This is a genomic window from Kutzneria sp. NPDC052558, from assembly GCF_044547355.1.
Lineage (GTDB): Bacteria > Actinomycetota > Actinomycetes > Mycobacteriales > Pseudonocardiaceae > Kutzneria.
In genome coordinates, this window is sequence record NZ_JBIUAG010000008.1 from 47,391 (window position 1) to 63,264 (window position 15,874).

The window sequence follows — 15,874 nt, forward strand, 5'->3', positions numbered from 1 at the left end:
CGTTGACGAAGGTAGTAGGCCTGCTCCGCCGGGTCGACACGGGGTCAGGCCACCCCGGCGTAGGAGTGCAGGCCCGATGTCACCAGGTTGATGAAGAACAGGTTGAACACCATCGCCGCGAAGCCGAGAACGTTGATCACCGCGGCCCGGCTGCCGCGCCAGCCGGCGGTGGCCCGGGCGTGCAGGTAGACGGCGTAGATCACCCAGGCCACGAAGGCGGTGGTCTCCTTGGGGTCCCAGCCCCAGAACCGGCCCCAGGCCGACTCGGCCCAGATCGCGCCGCAGATGATGGCGAAGGTGAACAGCGGGAAGCCGACGATGGTGACCCGGTAGGCCAGCCGGTCGAGCACCTCGGCCTTGGGCAGCCGGGCGGCGAACTTGGCGAACCGGCTGTTGTCCTTCTCATACGCCGCGCGGAACAGGTAGAGCAGGCTGGCCACGCCGGGCAGCAGCAGCAGGCCGGAGGCGATGGACACCGCGGTGACGTGGATGGCCAGCCAGTACGACTGCAACGCCGGCTGCACCGGGGCGGCCGCGGTGTAGAGCACGGTGCCGCCGAGGAAGAGCAGGATCACGATGGGCATCAGCACCCACATGCCCAGCCGGCGGATGTCGAAGCGCTTGGCCAGGTACAGCCAGCCAATCACGGCGAACAGGCACACCGCCGAGCCGTACTCGTACATGTTGCCCCACGGCACCCGGTCCGTGGCCAGGCCGCGCAGGACCACGGCGACGGCGTGCAGCAGCACGCCGAGCACGTTGAGGGCGAAGCCCATGCGGCCGATGCGCTCGGCCCGCGGCGAGGTGGTGACGACGATCCGGGCCGGGGCCTCGGTCGGGGCGTCGGCCCCGCCGCCGACCGCGGCCAGCTCGCGGGCGACCTCGCGCTTGCTCTTGGTCATCAACTGCTCGACCAGGTAGAACAGGATGGCCAGCACGTAGATCGAGACCGCGGAGACGTAGCTCCAGTCGCTGTAGCGGGCCAGCGTCTCGTTGACCGGCATCAGGTGTCCTTCCCTGTCAGCAGTCCAGCCGAAAGCCTGGTGAATTCCTCGCCGTAGCCGGCTTGGTCCGTGCGGGCCAGGCCACCGACCTCGACAACCGTACCGTCACCCGACGGGGTCACCCGCAGCCACAGCCGGCGGCGCTTGATGCTCAGCGAGCCCATCAGGCCGACCAGCAGCAGGATCGCGAACACCAGCACGTAGCCCTCGCTGGGGTCGTGCGTGACCTGAAGGCCGGTGAACTCCAGCGCCTTGTCGAACCTGATCCTGGTGCCGTCGTCGAGCGTGATCTCCTGGCCCAGCTTGAGGTTGCGCATCGCCTTCTGCACCAGCCGGCCCTGGTCCACCATGGACTGGTCGATGGTGAACAGGTTGTGCGCGTAGCCGGAGTTGTTGCCCAGGTCGCCCACGTACACCTGGACGGCGACCGCCGGGTCGTTCGGGGCCGGGAAGATCGAGGACATCAGCGTGCCGTCGAACACCGCGGTCGGCGCGAACAGGCCGGTGATGGCGATCTGGTGCTTGCGCAGCTCGGTCTCGTCGGTGGTGTCCGGCGGGTCGAACGTGGTGGTGCCGCTGGACAGCATCGTGGTCAGGTCACTGGGGTTCCACTGGATGGCCTTGGTGCGGGTCTGGCCGTTGGGGAAGGTGACCGTGAACTGCGGGGCGTAGCCGTGGCCCAGCAGGTAGACGCTGTCGCCGGCGATGCGCAGCGGGTGGTTGGACTGCAGGTTGTAGTGCTGCCACTGGTCGGAGCTCAGGGCATCGCCGGACTGGTACTGCACGTCGGTGTCGAAGCTGTTGGCCTGCCCGTCGGCGAGATAGGTGGCCTTGAAGCTGTTCACCTTGATGCAGAACGGATCCAGCTCGGTGCCGTCGACCTTGAGGCCGGGCGTGAAGCTGTCGTAGGCGAACAGGCCGGAGTTGCAGAACTGCGAGCCGTCGGCGATCACCGCGACCTGGCCGGAGTAGCCGAACAGCTTGCCGAAGGCGATGGCGACGATCAGGCCCAGCAGCGCGAAGTGGAACAGCAGGTTGCCGGTCTCGCGCAGGTAGCCCCGCTCGGCGCTGATGGTGCGGGCGCCGTCCTCCTCGTCCCGCACGACCATCCGCCAGCCCCGCAACCGCTTGCCGGCGGCCTCGACCACGTCGTCCACGGGCACGTCCACAGTGGACGACGCGTGGTGCGGCAGCCGGGCCAGGTTGCGCGGGGTGATCACCGGCTGCTGGCGGGACTGCTTGGCGTACTCGAACATCCGCGGCGTCAGGCAGCCGACCAGCGAGATGAACAGCAGCACGTAGATCGCGGAGAACCAGACGCTGGAGTACACGTCGTAGAACTGGAGCTTGTCCAGCAGCTGGCCCCACCAGCCGTGCTGGGTGATGTAGTCGCTGACCTTGCCGGCGTTGAGCTGCCGCTGCGGCAGCAGCGCCCCGGGCAGCGCGCCCAGGGCCAGCAGCGCCAGCAGGATCAGCGCCGTGCGCATGGCGGTCAGGCCGCGCCAGGTGTTGCGCAGATAGGCGAGAACAGTGCTCACAACGGCACCGGCGCGTTCGTCACGAAGTGCTCCTGGATGATCGCGAGCAGCTGGCCCCACAACCCGGTGACCAGCAGCACGCCGACGACGATGAGCAGCCCGCCGCCGGTCAGCTGGACCGCGCGGACGTGCCGGCGCAGCCAGCCGGTGACCCGCACCGCCCAGCGCGCGCCCATCGCGATCAGCACGAACGGCACGCCGAGACCGAGGCAGAAGACCAGCATCAGGAAGATGCCGCGCAGGGCGATGGAGCCGACGGGGGTGCCCGCGGTCAGCGACAGCACGCCGCCCAGCGTCGGGCCGACGCACGGGGACCAGCCCAACCCGAACACCGCGCCCAGCACCGGCGCGCCGAGCAGGCCGACCCGGGGCTTGCGATGCAGCCGCAGGTCCTTCTGCAACGCCGGCACGAGGCCGAGGAACACCAGTCCCATCAGGATCGTCACGACGCCGCCGATGCGCTGCAACAGCTCCTGGTTGAGCAGCAGCAGGTCGGTCAGGCCGAACAGGGTGACGGTGCCGATGGTGAACACCACGGTGAAGCCGAGCACGAACAGCCCCGACGCCCCGACCACCCGCCAGCGGCCGGCCTTGACCGGCTCGCTCGGGCTGACCGCGGGCGCGTCCGCGCCGACCAGGCCGGCCAGATAGGCCAGGTAGCCGGGGACCAGCGGCAGGCAGCACGGGGAGGCGAAGGACACCGCGCCGGCGAGCAGGGCAACCGCCGCGGCCAGCAGAAGCGGCCCCGACGCGGCTAGCTCTGCCAGCGGGTTCACTCGACCGAGAGTAGGTAGTGGCCCAAGTCACCGAGCAACCGGGTCGGCCTGCGGCCCCGTTTGCCGTCCTTGTGCGACATGTGTTCCGCGTGTGCCGCGCAGCCGGGCCAGCGAGATCACGTGCAGCGTCATCGCCAGCGGCACGGCCACGGTCGGGATCAGCACCAACGGCAGCAGTCCGATCTCCCCGGTCGACGGCGTCACGAACAGCAGCTGCGTCGGCCCGACGGCGGCCAGGAAGCCGATGACGATGGCGACGACGTGATCGACGATGCCGAGCACGTTGAACCACACCGCGCCCCGGTCCGACCCGTTGCGCAGCCGCCGCGCGATGAACGGGGCGGCCGCGCCGATCGCCATGTCGCCGAACGCGGCCGGCAGGGCGAACACCGCCGGCAGCCGGCCAAGGACCATCGCCAGCAGGAACATCACGCCGACCAACCGCACGGTCTGCACCGCCGCCAGCCGGGCCGGGATGTCCGGCCCCGCAAGCGCTTGCCGCACGGCCGGGATCCGGGTGGCCGCGAGCAGCGCGGCGAGCACCACGACGACCGTGACCCCGATCCACGGCGTCACGACCGTCGGGTCCTGTCGATAGAACCCGGCCGCCGCCAGCAGCGCGCTGCCGACGAGCCACGCGAGCAGCAGCGCGCCGGCCGCGAGGGCGACCTTCGGTGCGCGTCGGTACAGCAAGGCGGACGTGGTGGTGGGGAGGCCGATGGCGCCGATCAGCACCAGCGCCCAGATGTAGTCCGGCATGACAGGCTCCCTTCTCGAACATAGTGTTCGTTCCAGAACACAGTGTTCGGTTACGCTCGCCGTCCACAACAACCAATGCCGGCCGTCCGTCCGGTACCGGACAGCGGCGGCGAGGTGTTCGGGAAGGAGCGGCGATGGCCGTGCAGGACCGCCGGGTCCGGCGCACCCGCCGGGCGCTGCACGACGCGCTCATCGAGCTGGTGCTGGAGCGCGGCTACGAGCGCGTCACCGTGCAGGACATCCTCGATCGCGCCGATGTCGGCCGGTCCACCTTCTACGCCCACTTCCGGGACAAGGAGGCGCTGCTGCTGACCAGCTTCGACGACATGCGCGAGCAGCTGCGCTCGGGCATCGACGCCGCCCCGGACCGGCCGGCGGCGCTGCTGTTCGAGCACGCCTACGAGCACCAGCGGGTCTATCGCGCGCTGGCCAACCGACAGGGCGGCGCCCTCGTCATCCGGCACCTGCACAAGCTGCTGACCGAGGTGCTCCGGACCCAGTCGACCGACGGCGACCTGCCGGCCGACGTCGTCGCCGAGTTCCACGCCAGCGGCATCATCGGGCTGCTGGGCTGGTGGATCGAGCACGACTTCCGGCACGATCCGGAATGGCTCGTCAGCGTCTACCGCCGGCTCGCCGCCCCTACGATGACCAGGTGAAGGCGCTGCTCGCGGTGCTCGTCCTGGCGGTCCTGCTGACCGGGCCGCCGGAGCACGCCGGCGACGCCGGCCTGGCCGAGCACTGGCTCGGCGACCGCGAGGTCGACGTGACGATGCGCTCGCCGCTGGTCGACGGCGAGGCGACCACCCGCCTGCTGCTGCCGCCGGACTGGTCCCGGGACGCCACCCGCACCTGGCCCGTGTTGTACCTGCTGCACGGCTCCGGCGACGACCACGCGGCGTGGACCGACCACACCGACGTGGCGGCGCTGGTGTCCAAGGTCGAGGCGATCGTCGTGATGCCGGACGGCGGGCACTGCGGCAACTACTCCGACTGGTGGAATCAGGGTCGCGGCGGCGGGCCGGACTGGGAGACCTTCCATCTGACCCAGCTGCGGGAGCTGCTGGAGACCCGCTACCACGCCGGACGGCAGCGGGCGGTGGCCGGCATTTCCATGGGTGGTCTGGGCGCGATGCATTACGCCGCAACGCATCCCGATCTGTTCCAAGCCGTCGCGACCTACAGTGGGGCCGTCGACCCGCTGGCCCGCCCGGACGTCACCGAGGCGATGTGGCTGCTGTGCCCCGGCACCGACTGGCACAACCTGTGGGGCGATCCGGCCCGGCCGGACGAGGTGGGGATGTGGCGGGCGCACTCGCCGGCGCCGGACCTGTCCGGCCTGCGCGGCAAGTCGTTGTTCATGTCGGCCGGCGACGGCCGGTCCACCGACGACGCCGTCGAGAAGGTCGTCCGGGACGAGTCCGAGGCGGTGGTGGATCGGCTGCGCAAGGCCGGCATCCCGGTCACCACCGACTTCTATCCCGGCGGCCGCCACTCCTGGCCGTACTGGCAGCAGGAGCTGCACCGGTCCCTGCCGATGCTGCTGTCGGCGATCGGGGCCGGGACAATGGGCCGGTGACCGTGGAACTGCTGGATCCCGCCCGTGCCACCGCGCTGCGGTCGGCCCCGTTCACCTACGCCGAGGTCGGCGCGACCCGGGGCGCGCTGCCGGCCGGCTACCGGACCATCAGCCGGCGGGTGCGGCTGTCCACCGGCTTCGACGAGGCCATGGACCGGCTGTTCGGCTGGCGGGCCCAGCTGGCCACCGGCCTGCGGGTTCTGGCCTCGTCGGCCCGGGTGGAGCCGTCCTCGGTGGTGGTGCTGCGGCTGGGGCCGGTGGAGGTGCCGTGCCGGGTCGTGCACGTGCTCGACGAGCCCGCGCGGCGAGGCTTCGCTTACGGCACGCTGCCCGGGCACCCGGTCAGCGGCGAGGAGGCGTTCGTGGTCGACCGCAACGCCGACGGCTCGGTGTCGTTCACGGTGACGGCCTTCTCCCGGCCGGCGACCCTGCTGGCTCGCCTCGGCGGCCCCGTCGGCCACCTGACCCAGAACCTCCTCACCGACCGCTACCTACACTCCCTCACCTGACGCCACATGTGGACCACATTCGACTTCCAGCGTCGAATGTGGTCCACATGTGGCGAAAAAGCGGGGTCAGCCGGTGACGCTGGGGCGGCCGTTCTCGATGTGGCCGGTGTAGCGGCGCAGGAAGACCGGGTCGGCGTCGATGGTGACGCTCAGGTCGTACCAGCCCTCGGTCGGCGTGAAGGTGTAGTCCACGGTCTTGCCGGCGGCGACGGTGACGCTGGTCCTGCCGTTGCCGTAGTGGTTGGTGGTGACGGTGAACTTGACCGCCTTGGCCGACGGGTTGGTCAGCGCCAGCTTGAGCTTGAAGTCGCTGGTGTAGGCGGCCGGGGCGTCGATCGCGCCGGCGGCGTTGACGTCGGCGGCGAACTGCCACAGGAAGCGGTTCGGGCCGTGCACGGCGATGTTGTACTTGTAGCCGTAGCTCCAGATCTTCCACTGGTCGCTGACCTGCTGGCCGGCCGGCACGTCGTAGGGCCACGGGCCGTCCAGCTTGCCGTCGGCGCGGAACGCCCACAGCTGGAGCTGGCCGGCGCCGTAGTTGGCGAACGTGGTGGTCAGCGTGCCCTGGTCGGCCGACAGCGAGGTGGTGACGGCCGGCTGGTAGGGCAGCGGCCGGGCCGGGCGCGTGCCCTGGTCCTGCAACGGCGTGACCTGCTTGCCGGTGGCCGGCGGGGCCGGCTTGGGCAGCTTGGTCTGGGTGTTGTCGGCGATCTTGCGCAGCGTGGCCGTGTCCGGCAGCAGCGGGATCGTCACGTTCTTCACGCCGAAGTCGAAGGCGCTGGTCAGGTCGCCGCAGACGGCCCGGCGCCAGTCGGTGATGTTCGGCTCGCGCACGCCGGTCCACTGCTCGAGGAAGCGGATCACCGAGGTGTGGTCGCAGACCTCGGAGTTGATCCAGCCGCCGCGGCTCCACGGCGAGATCACCGTCATCGGCACCCGCGCGCCCAGGCCGATGGACTTGCCGGAGATGAACTCGCCGGGCGTGCCGGCCGGGGCCATCGCCGGCGGCACGTGGTCGAAGAAGCCGTCGTTCTCGTCGTAGTTGATCAGGACGACGGTGTTGTCCCACAGCTTCTTGTTGGCCCACAGGGCGTTTAGCACGGCCTGGGTGTAGGCGGCGCCGTCGACCGGGCGGGCTTCGGGGTGCTCGCAGTAGCCGTAGGGGGCCACGACCCAGGACACCTTGGGCAGCGTGCCGGCCGCGCAGTCGGCGATGAACTCCGACAGCACGTGGTTGACGTCCTTGCCCTGCCCCGAATCCGGCTGCCAGGTCTCGAAGACGCTGGCCCGCTTGGACAGCTCGCTGCTGTAGTCCTTGTGGTAGTTCTCGAACAGCCACAGCGGGTTGTCGCCGTAGTCGCCGACGAACGGGTGCGCCCCGTCGTCGCCGACCTCCTTGTTGGCGTACACCTTCCAGGACACGCCGGCGTCCTGGAGGCGCTCCGGGTAGGTGGTCCAGCGCAGCACGCCCTTGTAGTCGGCCGGGTTGTAGTTGACCGGGCCGCCGTACTTGCCGTCGGCGTCGATGGTGCCGGTGAACAGGTAGAGCCGGTTGGGCGTGGTCGGGCCCTGCACCGAGCAGTGGTAGGCGTCGCACAGCGTGAAGGCGTCGGCCAGCGCCCGGTGGAACGGGATGTCCTGCTCGGTGAAGAAACCCATGGTCATCTCGCCCTTGGCGGTGATCCACGAGTTGTTGGCGCCGCCGTTCATGGCCAGGTGCTGGTCGTCCCAGCCGTGGCCCAGGTCGCCGAGGTCCTGCCCGTCCACTGTGGACGTGTCCACGTGGAACGGCAGCAGCGCGTTGCCGTCGGTGCGCAGCAGGTCGAACTGGTGGTAGATGTCCTTGCCGTTGGGCTGGATCACCGCGGTCCGGTCGGCGAAGCCGCGCACGCCGCGCATGGTGCCGTAGTAGTGGTCGAACGACCGGTTCTCCTGCATCAGGACGACCACGTGCTCGACGTCGCCGATCCGGCCCCGGCGGCGCGGCTCGGCCAGCGCCTCGGCCATGCCCGGCGGCAGCGCGCCGAGGGCGCCGGCGGCCGCGACGGCGCCACCGGCGGCGCCGAGGAAGCGGCGACGGGTGAGTCCAGAGTTCGAGTCGGCCATGACGCGTGCTCCATCCGTGGTGGGCGGGACCGCACGCGAGGTTAATTGAGCAAAAGCGCGCGGAACACCCGTCATACGAACGGAAACTGGTGGTGAACTCGACCCTACTTCTCGGCGATGAGTTGCTTCACCTTGGACAGCAATTCGTCCTTCTCAACCGGCAAAAGGGACACCCAGGCCACCCGGTGTTGGCGGTCGAGCACCAGCGTGGACGGCGTTGTCGTGCGCGGATAGCCCTGCAACACCAGCAGCGACCGGCCGGGCGGGTCGAAAATAGACGGATAGTCCAGTTTCGCGTTGTGATAGAAGTCGATCGCCGCCGACTTGTCGTCGCGCACGTCCACCCCCATCACCTGGACGCCCTGGTCCTTGGTCTCGTCGTAGACCTGCTGGAGCTGCGGGGCCTCGGTCCGGCACGGCCCGCACCAGGCGCCCCAGATGTTGATCACGACGATCTTGCCGGCGAACGAGCTCAGCTTCACCTGCTGGCCGTCCTGGAGCAGGCTGTCGCCCTCGAGTTCCTTGAGCGGCTGGCGCTGCTGGCCGGTGTAGTCGATGTGGGTCTGCCCGCCGGGCGCGGTGAACTGGAACGTGCCCTGGCCCTGGATGACCGCGTCCTTGCCGGTGGAGCAGGCCGTGAGGCCGACGAGCATGGCGGCGGCGACGGCCACGCGCTTGAGGTTCATGCGCCCGTCACCCTCGGGTCGGTGCCGCCGGCCGGCTCGGCGTAGCTGATCCGCACCAGCATCTCGTCCTCGAACGTCAGCGTGGTCAGCGAGGCCAGCGAGCACTGCCGCTTGCGCGGGTCGTGCCACATGCGCTTGCCCTCCAGGAACCGGCGGACGGTCCACACCGGCAGCTGGTGGGAGACGCACACCGCCTCGTGCCCGGCGGCGGCCGCGCGGGCCCGCTGCACCGCGCCGAGCATCCGGTGGGCGATCTTCAGGTACGGCTCGCCCCAGGACGGCTCGAACGGGTTCCACAGCTTGGGCCAGTGCTGCGGCGACCGCAGCGCGCCGTCGCCCACGGCCACCTTCAGGCCCTCGAACTTGTTGTCGGCCTCGATCAGCCGGTCGTCGGTCACCAGCTCCAGCCGGTGCGAGTCGACGATCGGTCCGGCGGTCTGCTGGGCCCGCTCCAGCGGCGACGCGACGACGTGCACGATGTCGCGGTCGGCCAGGTGCTCGGCCACCCGCAGCGCCTGCTTCTCGCCCTGCGCGGACAGCCGGAAGCCGGGCAGCCGGCCGTAGAGGACGCCGGTCGGGTTGTGCACCTCGCCGTGGCGCATCAGGTGCACCAACGTTCGCGTCACAGTCCCGCCTCGCTAGCGCTCGCCGGGTCCGCGACCCGGGTCACCGTGCTGAATGGCGCCCTCGCAAGCTCGGTCACTGCCCGTCCTCCTTGGCCGCCGCGGCCGCGGCGGCGGCGTGCGGCAGGGCCTGCTCGATGACCTCGAACGAGGCGTCGTCCATGGCGGCGTTGACGAACCACGCCTCGTACGCGCTCGGCGGCGGATAGACGCCGCGCTCCAGCAACGCGTGGAAGAACGGCGGGAACCGCCAGGTCTGGGTGGCCTGCGCGCCGGCGTAGTCGCGCACCGGGTGCTCGCCGAAGAAGACGCTGACCAGGTTGCCGGCGTACTGCACCTGGTGGGCCACGCCCTCGGCGGTCAGCGCGTCGCCGAACAGCTCGCCCAGCAGCCGGGCGTTGCGGTCCAGCTTGCGGTACACCTCGTCGTCGGCCAGCTTGAGCTGGGTGAGGCCGGCGGCCACCGCCACCGGGTTCCCGGACAGAGTGCCGGCCTGGTAGACCGGGCCGCTCGGGGCCAGCCGGGCCATCACGTCGGCGCGGCCGCCGAAGGCCGCCGCCGGCAGGCCGCCGGACATCACCTTGCCGAACGTGTAGAGGTCGCCGGGCACGTGCTCCAGGCCGTACCACCCGGCCTTGGAGACGCGGAAGCCGGTCATCACCTCGTCGATGACCAGCAGCGCGCCGTCGGCGTGGCAGGCCTCGCGCAGCGCCGCGTTGAAGCCCGGATCCGGGGCCACCGCGCCCATGTTGCCGGCCGCGGCCTCGGTGATGATCGCGGCGATCTCGCCCGGGTTGGCCTCGAAGGCCGCCTTCACGGCGGCGAGGTCGTTGTAGGGCAGCACGATCGTGTCGGCCGCCTGCGCGCCGGTGACGCCCGGCGTGGTCGGCAGGCCCAGCGTCGCCACGCCCGAGCCGGCCTGGGCCAGCAGCGCGTCCACGTGGCCGTGGTAGCAGCCGGCGAACTTGACGATCTTGCGGCGGCCGGTGAAGCCCCGGGCCAGCCGGATGGCGCTCATCGTCGCCTCGGTGCCGGAGTTGACCAGCCGCACCTGCTCGACCGGCTCGACCCGGGCGATGAGCTCCTCGGCCAGCAGCACCTCGCCCTCGGTCGGCGTGCCGAAGGACAGGCCGTGCTGGGCCGCCCGCTGCACGGCCGCGACCACCTCGGGATGGGCGTGGCCCAGGATCATCGGGCCCCACGAGCTGACCAGGTCGACATAGCGGTTGCCGTCGGCGTCCCACAGGTGCGGGCCCTCGCCGCGGACCATGAATCGAGGCGTGCCGCCGACCGAGTGGAACGCCCGCACCGGCGAGTTGACCCCGCCCGGCGTGGCCTTGGCCGCTCGGTCGAACAGCGCGCGCGAGGTGTCAACACTGGCTGCCTGCTCGATCGTCACGACCCCCAGTCTTACAGGTGACCGCGCGTGGCCGCCGTCACGTGCCACCGGCCGCCTTCATCGCCAGCTCACCGGTGTTCACGCCAGCGGTCACGCCTGTTGCGGGAGCAGCACCCGGAACGTCGCCCCGTCGCCGGGCGCGGTGTCCAGTTCCACCCGGCCGCCGTGCGCGGCCACCAAGGCGGCGACGATGGCCAGGCCCAGGCCGGTGCCGCCGTTCTCCCGGCTGCGCACCGCGTCGGCCCGGTAGAACCGCTCGAAGATCCGCTCGCTCTGCTCGCCGGTCAGCCCCGGCCCCTGGTCGCTGACCTCCAGCACGGCCAGCGGCTGGCCGTCCTCCTCGCGGTGCGAGAGCCGGACGTCGACCGGGGTGCCGGCCGGGGTGTGGGTGATGGCGTTGCCGACCAGGTTGCTGACCACCTGCCGCAGCCGGGCCTCGTCGCCGAGCACGGCCAGCGCGCTGCCGTCGTCCTCGTCCCCGTCGAGGTCCATGGCCAGGTCCAGGTGCAGCCCGATCTTGCGGTCGGGGTCGAGCACCCGGGCGTCGTGCACGGCGTCCACCGCGATCACGGTCAGGTCCACCTCCCGCTGCTCCAGCGGGCGCTGCTGGTCCAGCCGGGCCAGCAGTAAGAGGTCCTCGACCAGCAGCCCCATCCGGGCGGCCTGGTCCTCGATCCGGCCGAGCACCTCGGAGACCTCGCCCGGTGAGGTGACCGCGCCCTGCCGGTACAGCTCGGCGTAGCCGCGGATCGAGGTCAGCGGGGTGCGCAGCTCGTGCGAGGCGTCGGCGACGAACTGCCGCATCCGGTTCTCCGAGCGCCGCGCCGCCTCCTCCGACTTGCGCCGGTCGTCGAAGGCCTCCTCGATCCGGCCCAGCATCACGTTCAGCGAGTTGGCCAGCCGCCCGACCTCGCTGCCCGGCCGGCGCACCGGCACCCGCCGGGACAGCTCGCCGGTGGCGATCACGTCGGCGGTCTGCTCGACCTCCTCCAGCGGCCGCATGCTGCTGCGCACGAGCGCGTAGCCCAGCCCGGCCACCAGCACCAGCGCGCCCAGGCAGATCACCAGCGACCGGATCCGCATGTCGGTCACGGCGGCGTCCAGGTCGCGCTGGTCGGTGGCGGCCACGATCTCCACGCCGTCCAGCCGCAGCACCTGCACCCGCCACCGCGGCCCGGAGCCGCCCTGCGACGGCAGCGTCACCGACGAGCCCGAGGCCAGCTGCCCCATCGGCGGCAGCGCCGGCCGGAAGTCACCGTCGTCGGTGGGCAGGCTGAGCTCATGGCTCTGGGTGGCCGTGCGCACCATGACCAGGCTGCGCCCGGGCAGGCGGAACGGCTGCCCGCGGGGAGTGGGCCATGGCCGGTCGATGCCGGCCTGCACCTGCCGCTGGGTGGCCAGCAGCATGGTGTGCAGCCGGTTGTCGGCCTGCCCGACCAGGTAGTTCTCCAGCACGGCCGAGGTGATGAACCACGCCCCGAACAGCGCCACCGCCACCAGCAGCACCAGGCCGGAGACCAGGTGCACCCGCAGCGGCATCCGGCCGACCCACTCCCGGACCCACCGCACCGGCTTCACGACCTCGCCCGCTTCACGTTGTGGACTGCCGCAGCACGTAGCCGACGCCGCGGACGGTGTGGATCAGCCGTGGCTCCACGTCGTCCACCTTGCGCCGCAGGTAGGAGATGTACGACTCGACGACGCCGGCCTCGCCGTTGAAGTCGTAGTGCCACACCTGGTCCAGGATCTGGGCCTTGGACAGCACCCGGCCGGCGTTGCGCAGCAGGTAGTGCAGCAGCTTGAACTCGGTCGGCGACAGCTGCACCAGCCGGCCGGCCCGCCGCACCTCATGGCTGTCCACCTCCAGCTCCAGGTCGGCGTAGCGCAGCCGGTTGTCCGGGGGCTCCGGCTGCGCCTTGGTCCGCCGCAGCACCGCGTTCACCCGGGCGATGACCTCCTCCAGGCTGAACGGCTTGGTGACGTAGTCGTCGCCGCCGATGGTCAGCCCGGTGATCTTGTCCTCGGCCCCGTCGCGCGCGGTCAGGAACAGCACCGGCACGCCGAGGCCGCCCGAGCGCAGCCGGCGCACCACCTCGAAGCCGTCGCGGTCGGGCAGCATCACGTCGAGCAGGATCAGGTCCGGCCGCTCCCGCTCGACGCTGCGCAGCGCGTCGGTCCCGGTCGACGCGGTGTCCACGTCGAAGCCGGCGAACCGGAGGCTGGCCGCCAGCAGCTCACGGATGCTCGGCTCGTCCTCGACGACGAGCAGCCGGCTGCGCTTGGTTGGCTCGGGCATAGGGACATAGTCCTCCACACCGGGGCCGATCGTGTCGGCCGTCACCCGCCGGTCCGGCCTCCCGTCGCGCCGCCGCCGGCCGCACCCCCGGTCCCACCTGGGCGGAAGGTCCCGCCGCCGCCTGTCAAGCCGCGGGCGCCGGCCCCGCTCGTCGAGGACGGCAGGGGATCGCTCAGGTTGGCCAGCACGACCTCGTCGCCGGCGCTGAGACCGTTGGTGATCTGCGTGACGGTCGCGCCGATCACGCCCACCGTGACCCGCTTGGCGGCCGGCTTGCCGTCCACCAGGGCGTTCACGAAGCTGTTCGCGCCGACGGTGTGCACCGCCGAGGTCGGCACCGTGACGGCGGCCTTGGCGTTGCCCAGGATGACCGCCACCGACGCGGTCGAGCCGGCGAACAGGCCGGTGCCGCCGCCGTCGAGCGAGATCGTCACCGGGAAGCTGGACGAGCCTCCGGAGGTGGTGCTGGCCAGCGCGCCGATCGAGACGACCTTGCCGGTCAGCGGCTTGCCCGCGCCGTCCGGCGTGACGGTGGCCGACTGGCCCGGCTTGACGTTGCCGACCTGGTTGTCGTTGACGGCGGTGGTGACCTGGTTGCCGCCGGGGCCGATGACCACGATCTTGGCGGTGCTCGAGTTGGCCGACGCGTTCTGCCCGGCCACCACGTCGACCTGGGCGATCGTGCCGTCGATCGGGCTGACCAGGCTGGCCGCCGCCATGTTCTGCTGGTTGGCGGCCAGCTGCGCGGTGGCCGCGTCCACCGAGGCCTGGTCGGCGGCGATCTGGTCGGCCGACGGCGGGGTCGAGCTGCCACCGCCGGCGCCGCCGCGGCTGCTGGTCCCGCTGGACGTCTGCGGGGTGGACGTGGAGCCGCTGCTGCTCGGCGTCGAAGACGAGGTCGACGCCTGCTGCACGGCGGCCGCCGCCTGGCCCAGCGCGGTCGACAGGGCCGCCTCGGCCTGGCTCAGCGCCGTCTCGTCGGCCGCGGTCTTCGCCTGCGCGTCCTGGACCTGCTGCAACAGGTCCGTGCAGGTGGTGACGTCGACCGGCGGCGTGGTGGTCGGCGGCGGCTCGGACGTGGTCGTCGGCGACGGGTCCGTGGTGGTCGCCGGCGGGTTGCCGAGCTGCTTGATGATGTCCGGGCAGGTCGACTGGGCCTGCTTCAGCGCCGCGCCGGCCAGCTGGAGGTCGGCGTCCACCTTCTGCTGCGCGCCCCGCACCGCGTTCTGCCCGGCGGAGATGGACTTCAGCAGCTCGGTGAGCTTGGCCGTGCTGGCCGAGGACTTGCTGCCGCTGCTCGACGACGATGACGACGAGGACGTCTGCGTGGGCGTGGAGACCGCGGAGGTCTGGCTGCTCTGGTCGGCGGCCAGCTTGGCCTGCGCCGTGGCCAGCGTGGACTGGGCCGCGCTGACCTGCCCGGCCAGGGCCGTGGTGTTCAGCTCGGCCAGCACCTGGCCGGCGGTCACCTGGTCGCCCTGCTTCACCGTGACCGTCGCGACCTGCCCGGCGACCGGGAAGGTGACCGTCGCCTGGGAGATCGGCTGCACGGTGCCGATGCCGTTGAGCACCGAGGTCACCGAGGCCGGGCCGGCGGTCGCCGTGCGGTACGAGGGACTGGTGTTCTGGGTCGCGGCGAACGCCGCCGCCCCACCGCCGAGCAGGACCAGCACCACAACGCCGATCACCACTCTGGAGCGGCGCAATCCCCTTCTACGGGCGTCTTTCCTGCGCTCAGCCATTGCCGCCGCCGTTCCCGGTCCCGCCGCCGGTGCCGCCACCGAAGCCGCCGCCGCGACCGCCGCGGAAGCCGCCGGTGCAGCCGTTCGGGCCGGCCTTGCTGACCGCGATCGAGGTGGCCGCCACCGCGCCCGTGTCATCGGCCTTGCCTTGCGCCGCAACACATGCGCCGACCACGAGCGCGCTCGCGTCGGCCGGCACGGTCTTGGTGTACGTGGTCGCCGACGTGACGTTCACCGTGACGTCGGAGGCGTTCGTGCCGAACGTCGAGTGCACGGTGAAGCCGGTGGCGGACACCGCCGTCACCGCGCCGAAGGCCCGCGGGCCGCCGGCCGGGTTGGCGCCGGTGCTGGGCCGGGGACTGTTGCTGCCGCTGGGCCGCGGCCGGTTCGAGCCCGACGGGCGCGGCGCGTTCGAGCCGGACGGCCGGGTGTCGCCGTTGCCGAAGCTGCACCCGTTCGCGCCGGCCTGGGTGATCGTCACGGCCGTGGCGCTGACCGGCTGCCCCTCGGCGGTGGAGGTGCCGTTCACCGTCACGCACGCGCCGGTGGTGACGTCGGCGAGCGTGCCGGCCACCGAGTTGGTGATCTTCGTCGAGCCGTCGTAGCTGACCGCGGTCTGGCCGCTCTGCGGGTTCTGCACCTGCAGCGTCTGGCCGGAGATCGCGGCGATGCTGCCGAACACCCCGGGCGGGGCGCCGGCGGGCCGGTTGGTCCCGCTGGTCTGGCCGCCGCCACTGTTGTTGGCCGGCGGCGCGGGCGTCGAGCCGCCGCACGCGGCCAGCGTGAAGGCCAGCCCGCCGGCCATCAGGCCGAGAGCGGCGGCTTTGCGGATCTGCACGGACATCGTTGGGCTCCAG

15 protein-coding genes are annotated in these 15,874 nt (G+C 71.5%); 3 read left to right on the forward strand and 12 right to left on the reverse strand.

The genetic code is table 11. The features are described from left to right. Nucleotides 1–44: 44 nt before the first annotated feature. The 4 genes from ccsB to ACIG5F_RS16350 are packed head-to-tail and all read right to left on the reverse strand — an operon-like array spanning nucleotide 45 to nucleotide 4,077. Nucleotides 45–1,004, reverse strand: coding sequence for a c-type cytochrome biogenesis protein CcsB (gene ccsB, locus ACIG5F_RS16335; protein WP_396518514.1), 960 nt, complete (start codon nucleotides 1,002–1,004; stop codon nucleotides 45–47). Continuing rightward, nucleotides 1,004–2,491, reverse strand: a complete 1,488-nt coding sequence (locus ACIG5F_RS16340; RefSeq protein ID WP_396518806.1) for a cytochrome c biogenesis protein ResB — start codon at nucleotides 2,489–2,491, stop codon at nucleotides 1,004–1,006. Before ACIG5F_RS16340 ends, ccsB begins: the two co-directional genes overlap by 1 nt. Nucleotides 2,492–2,538: 47 nt before the next feature. Then, on the reverse strand, nucleotides 2,539–3,318 hold the full coding sequence (locus ACIG5F_RS16345; protein WP_396518515.1) for a cytochrome c biogenesis CcdA family protein: 780 nt from the start codon (nucleotides 3,316–3,318) through the stop codon (nucleotides 2,539–2,541). A 27-nt stretch (nucleotides 3,319–3,345) separates the two neighbouring features. After that, nucleotides 3,346–4,077, reverse strand: coding sequence for a hypothetical protein (locus ACIG5F_RS16350; protein ID WP_396518516.1), 732 nt, complete (start codon nucleotides 4,075–4,077; stop codon nucleotides 3,346–3,348). 134 nt (nucleotides 4,078–4,211) lie between these two features. On the opposite strand from ACIG5F_RS16350, the gene ACIG5F_RS16355 reads away from it, so the two are divergent. The 3 genes from ACIG5F_RS16355 to ACIG5F_RS16365 are packed head-to-tail and all read left to right on the forward strand — an operon-like array spanning nucleotide 4,212 to nucleotide 6,165. Further along, nucleotides 4,212–4,736 carry a TetR/AcrR family transcriptional regulator gene (locus ACIG5F_RS16355; protein ID WP_396518517.1) on the forward strand — a complete coding sequence of 175 codons (525 nt, stop codon included), beginning with the start codon at nucleotides 4,212–4,214 and terminating at the stop codon, nucleotides 4,734–4,736. Further along, nucleotides 4,733–5,656 carry an alpha/beta hydrolase gene (locus ACIG5F_RS16360; protein ID WP_396518518.1) on the forward strand — a complete coding sequence of 308 codons (924 nt, stop codon included), beginning with the start codon at nucleotides 4,733–4,735 and terminating at the stop codon, nucleotides 5,654–5,656. The genes ACIG5F_RS16355 and ACIG5F_RS16360 overlap by 4 nt, the downstream gene beginning before the upstream one ends. Then, nucleotides 5,653–6,165: a DUF1990 family protein gene (locus ACIG5F_RS16365; RefSeq protein ID WP_396518519.1), complete on the forward strand. Its 513-nt coding sequence runs from the start codon at nucleotides 5,653–5,655 to the stop codon at nucleotides 6,163–6,165. Before ACIG5F_RS16360 ends, ACIG5F_RS16365 begins: the two co-directional genes overlap by 4 nt. 66 nt (nucleotides 6,166–6,231) lie before the next feature. Here the strand turns inward: ACIG5F_RS16365 and ACIG5F_RS16370 are convergent, their stop codons facing one another. The 8 genes from ACIG5F_RS16370 to ACIG5F_RS16405 all read right to left on the reverse strand — a co-directional run bounded on the left by ACIG5F_RS16370 (nucleotide 6,232) and on the right by ACIG5F_RS16405 (nucleotide 15,861). Further along, nucleotides 6,232–8,271 carry a phosphocholine-specific phospholipase C gene (locus ACIG5F_RS16370; RefSeq protein WP_396518520.1) on the reverse strand — a complete coding sequence of 680 codons (2,040 nt, stop codon included), beginning with the start codon at nucleotides 8,269–8,271 and terminating at the stop codon, nucleotides 6,232–6,234. 104 nt (nucleotides 8,272–8,375) lie between these two features. Continuing rightward, nucleotides 8,376–8,957 (reverse strand): redoxin domain-containing protein, encoded by a 582-nt coding sequence (locus ACIG5F_RS16375; protein ID WP_396518521.1) that lies wholly within the window; start codon nucleotides 8,955–8,957, stop codon nucleotides 8,376–8,378. Then, a complete protein-coding gene (locus ACIG5F_RS16380; protein WP_396518807.1) occupies nucleotides 8,954–9,559 on the reverse strand; it encodes a histidine phosphatase family protein in 606 nt (201 codons plus the stop codon). The genes ACIG5F_RS16375 and ACIG5F_RS16380 overlap by 4 nt, the downstream gene beginning before the upstream one ends. A gap of 97 nt (nucleotides 9,560–9,656) precedes the next feature. Further along, nucleotides 9,657–10,979, reverse strand: coding sequence for a glutamate-1-semialdehyde 2,1-aminomutase (gene hemL / locus ACIG5F_RS16385; RefSeq protein WP_396518522.1), 1,323 nt, complete (start codon nucleotides 10,977–10,979; stop codon nucleotides 9,657–9,659). Between the two features lie 90 nt (nucleotides 10,980–11,069). Next, nucleotides 11,070–12,557, reverse strand: a complete 1,488-nt coding sequence (locus ACIG5F_RS16390; RefSeq protein ID WP_396518523.1) for a sensor histidine kinase — start codon at nucleotides 12,555–12,557, stop codon at nucleotides 11,070–11,072. 13 nt (nucleotides 12,558–12,570) lie between these two features. Continuing rightward, complete coding sequence (locus ACIG5F_RS16395; protein WP_396518524.1) at nucleotides 12,571–13,275, reverse strand: response regulator transcription factor; 705 nt, start codon at nucleotides 13,273–13,275, stop codon at nucleotides 12,571–12,573. A gap of 41 nt (nucleotides 13,276–13,316) precedes the next feature. Beyond that, on the reverse strand, nucleotides 13,317–14,981 hold the full coding sequence (locus ACIG5F_RS16400) for an efflux RND transporter periplasmic adaptor subunit (protein ID WP_396518525.1): 1,665 nt from the start codon (nucleotides 14,979–14,981) through the stop codon (nucleotides 13,317–13,319). 28 nt (nucleotides 14,982–15,009) lie between these two features. Further along, entirely contained in the window at nucleotides 15,010–15,861 is an 852-nt protein-coding gene (locus tag ACIG5F_RS16405) for a DUF5666 domain-containing protein (RefSeq protein ID WP_396518526.1), read from the reverse strand. Nucleotides 15,862–15,874 lie beyond the last annotated feature (13 nt).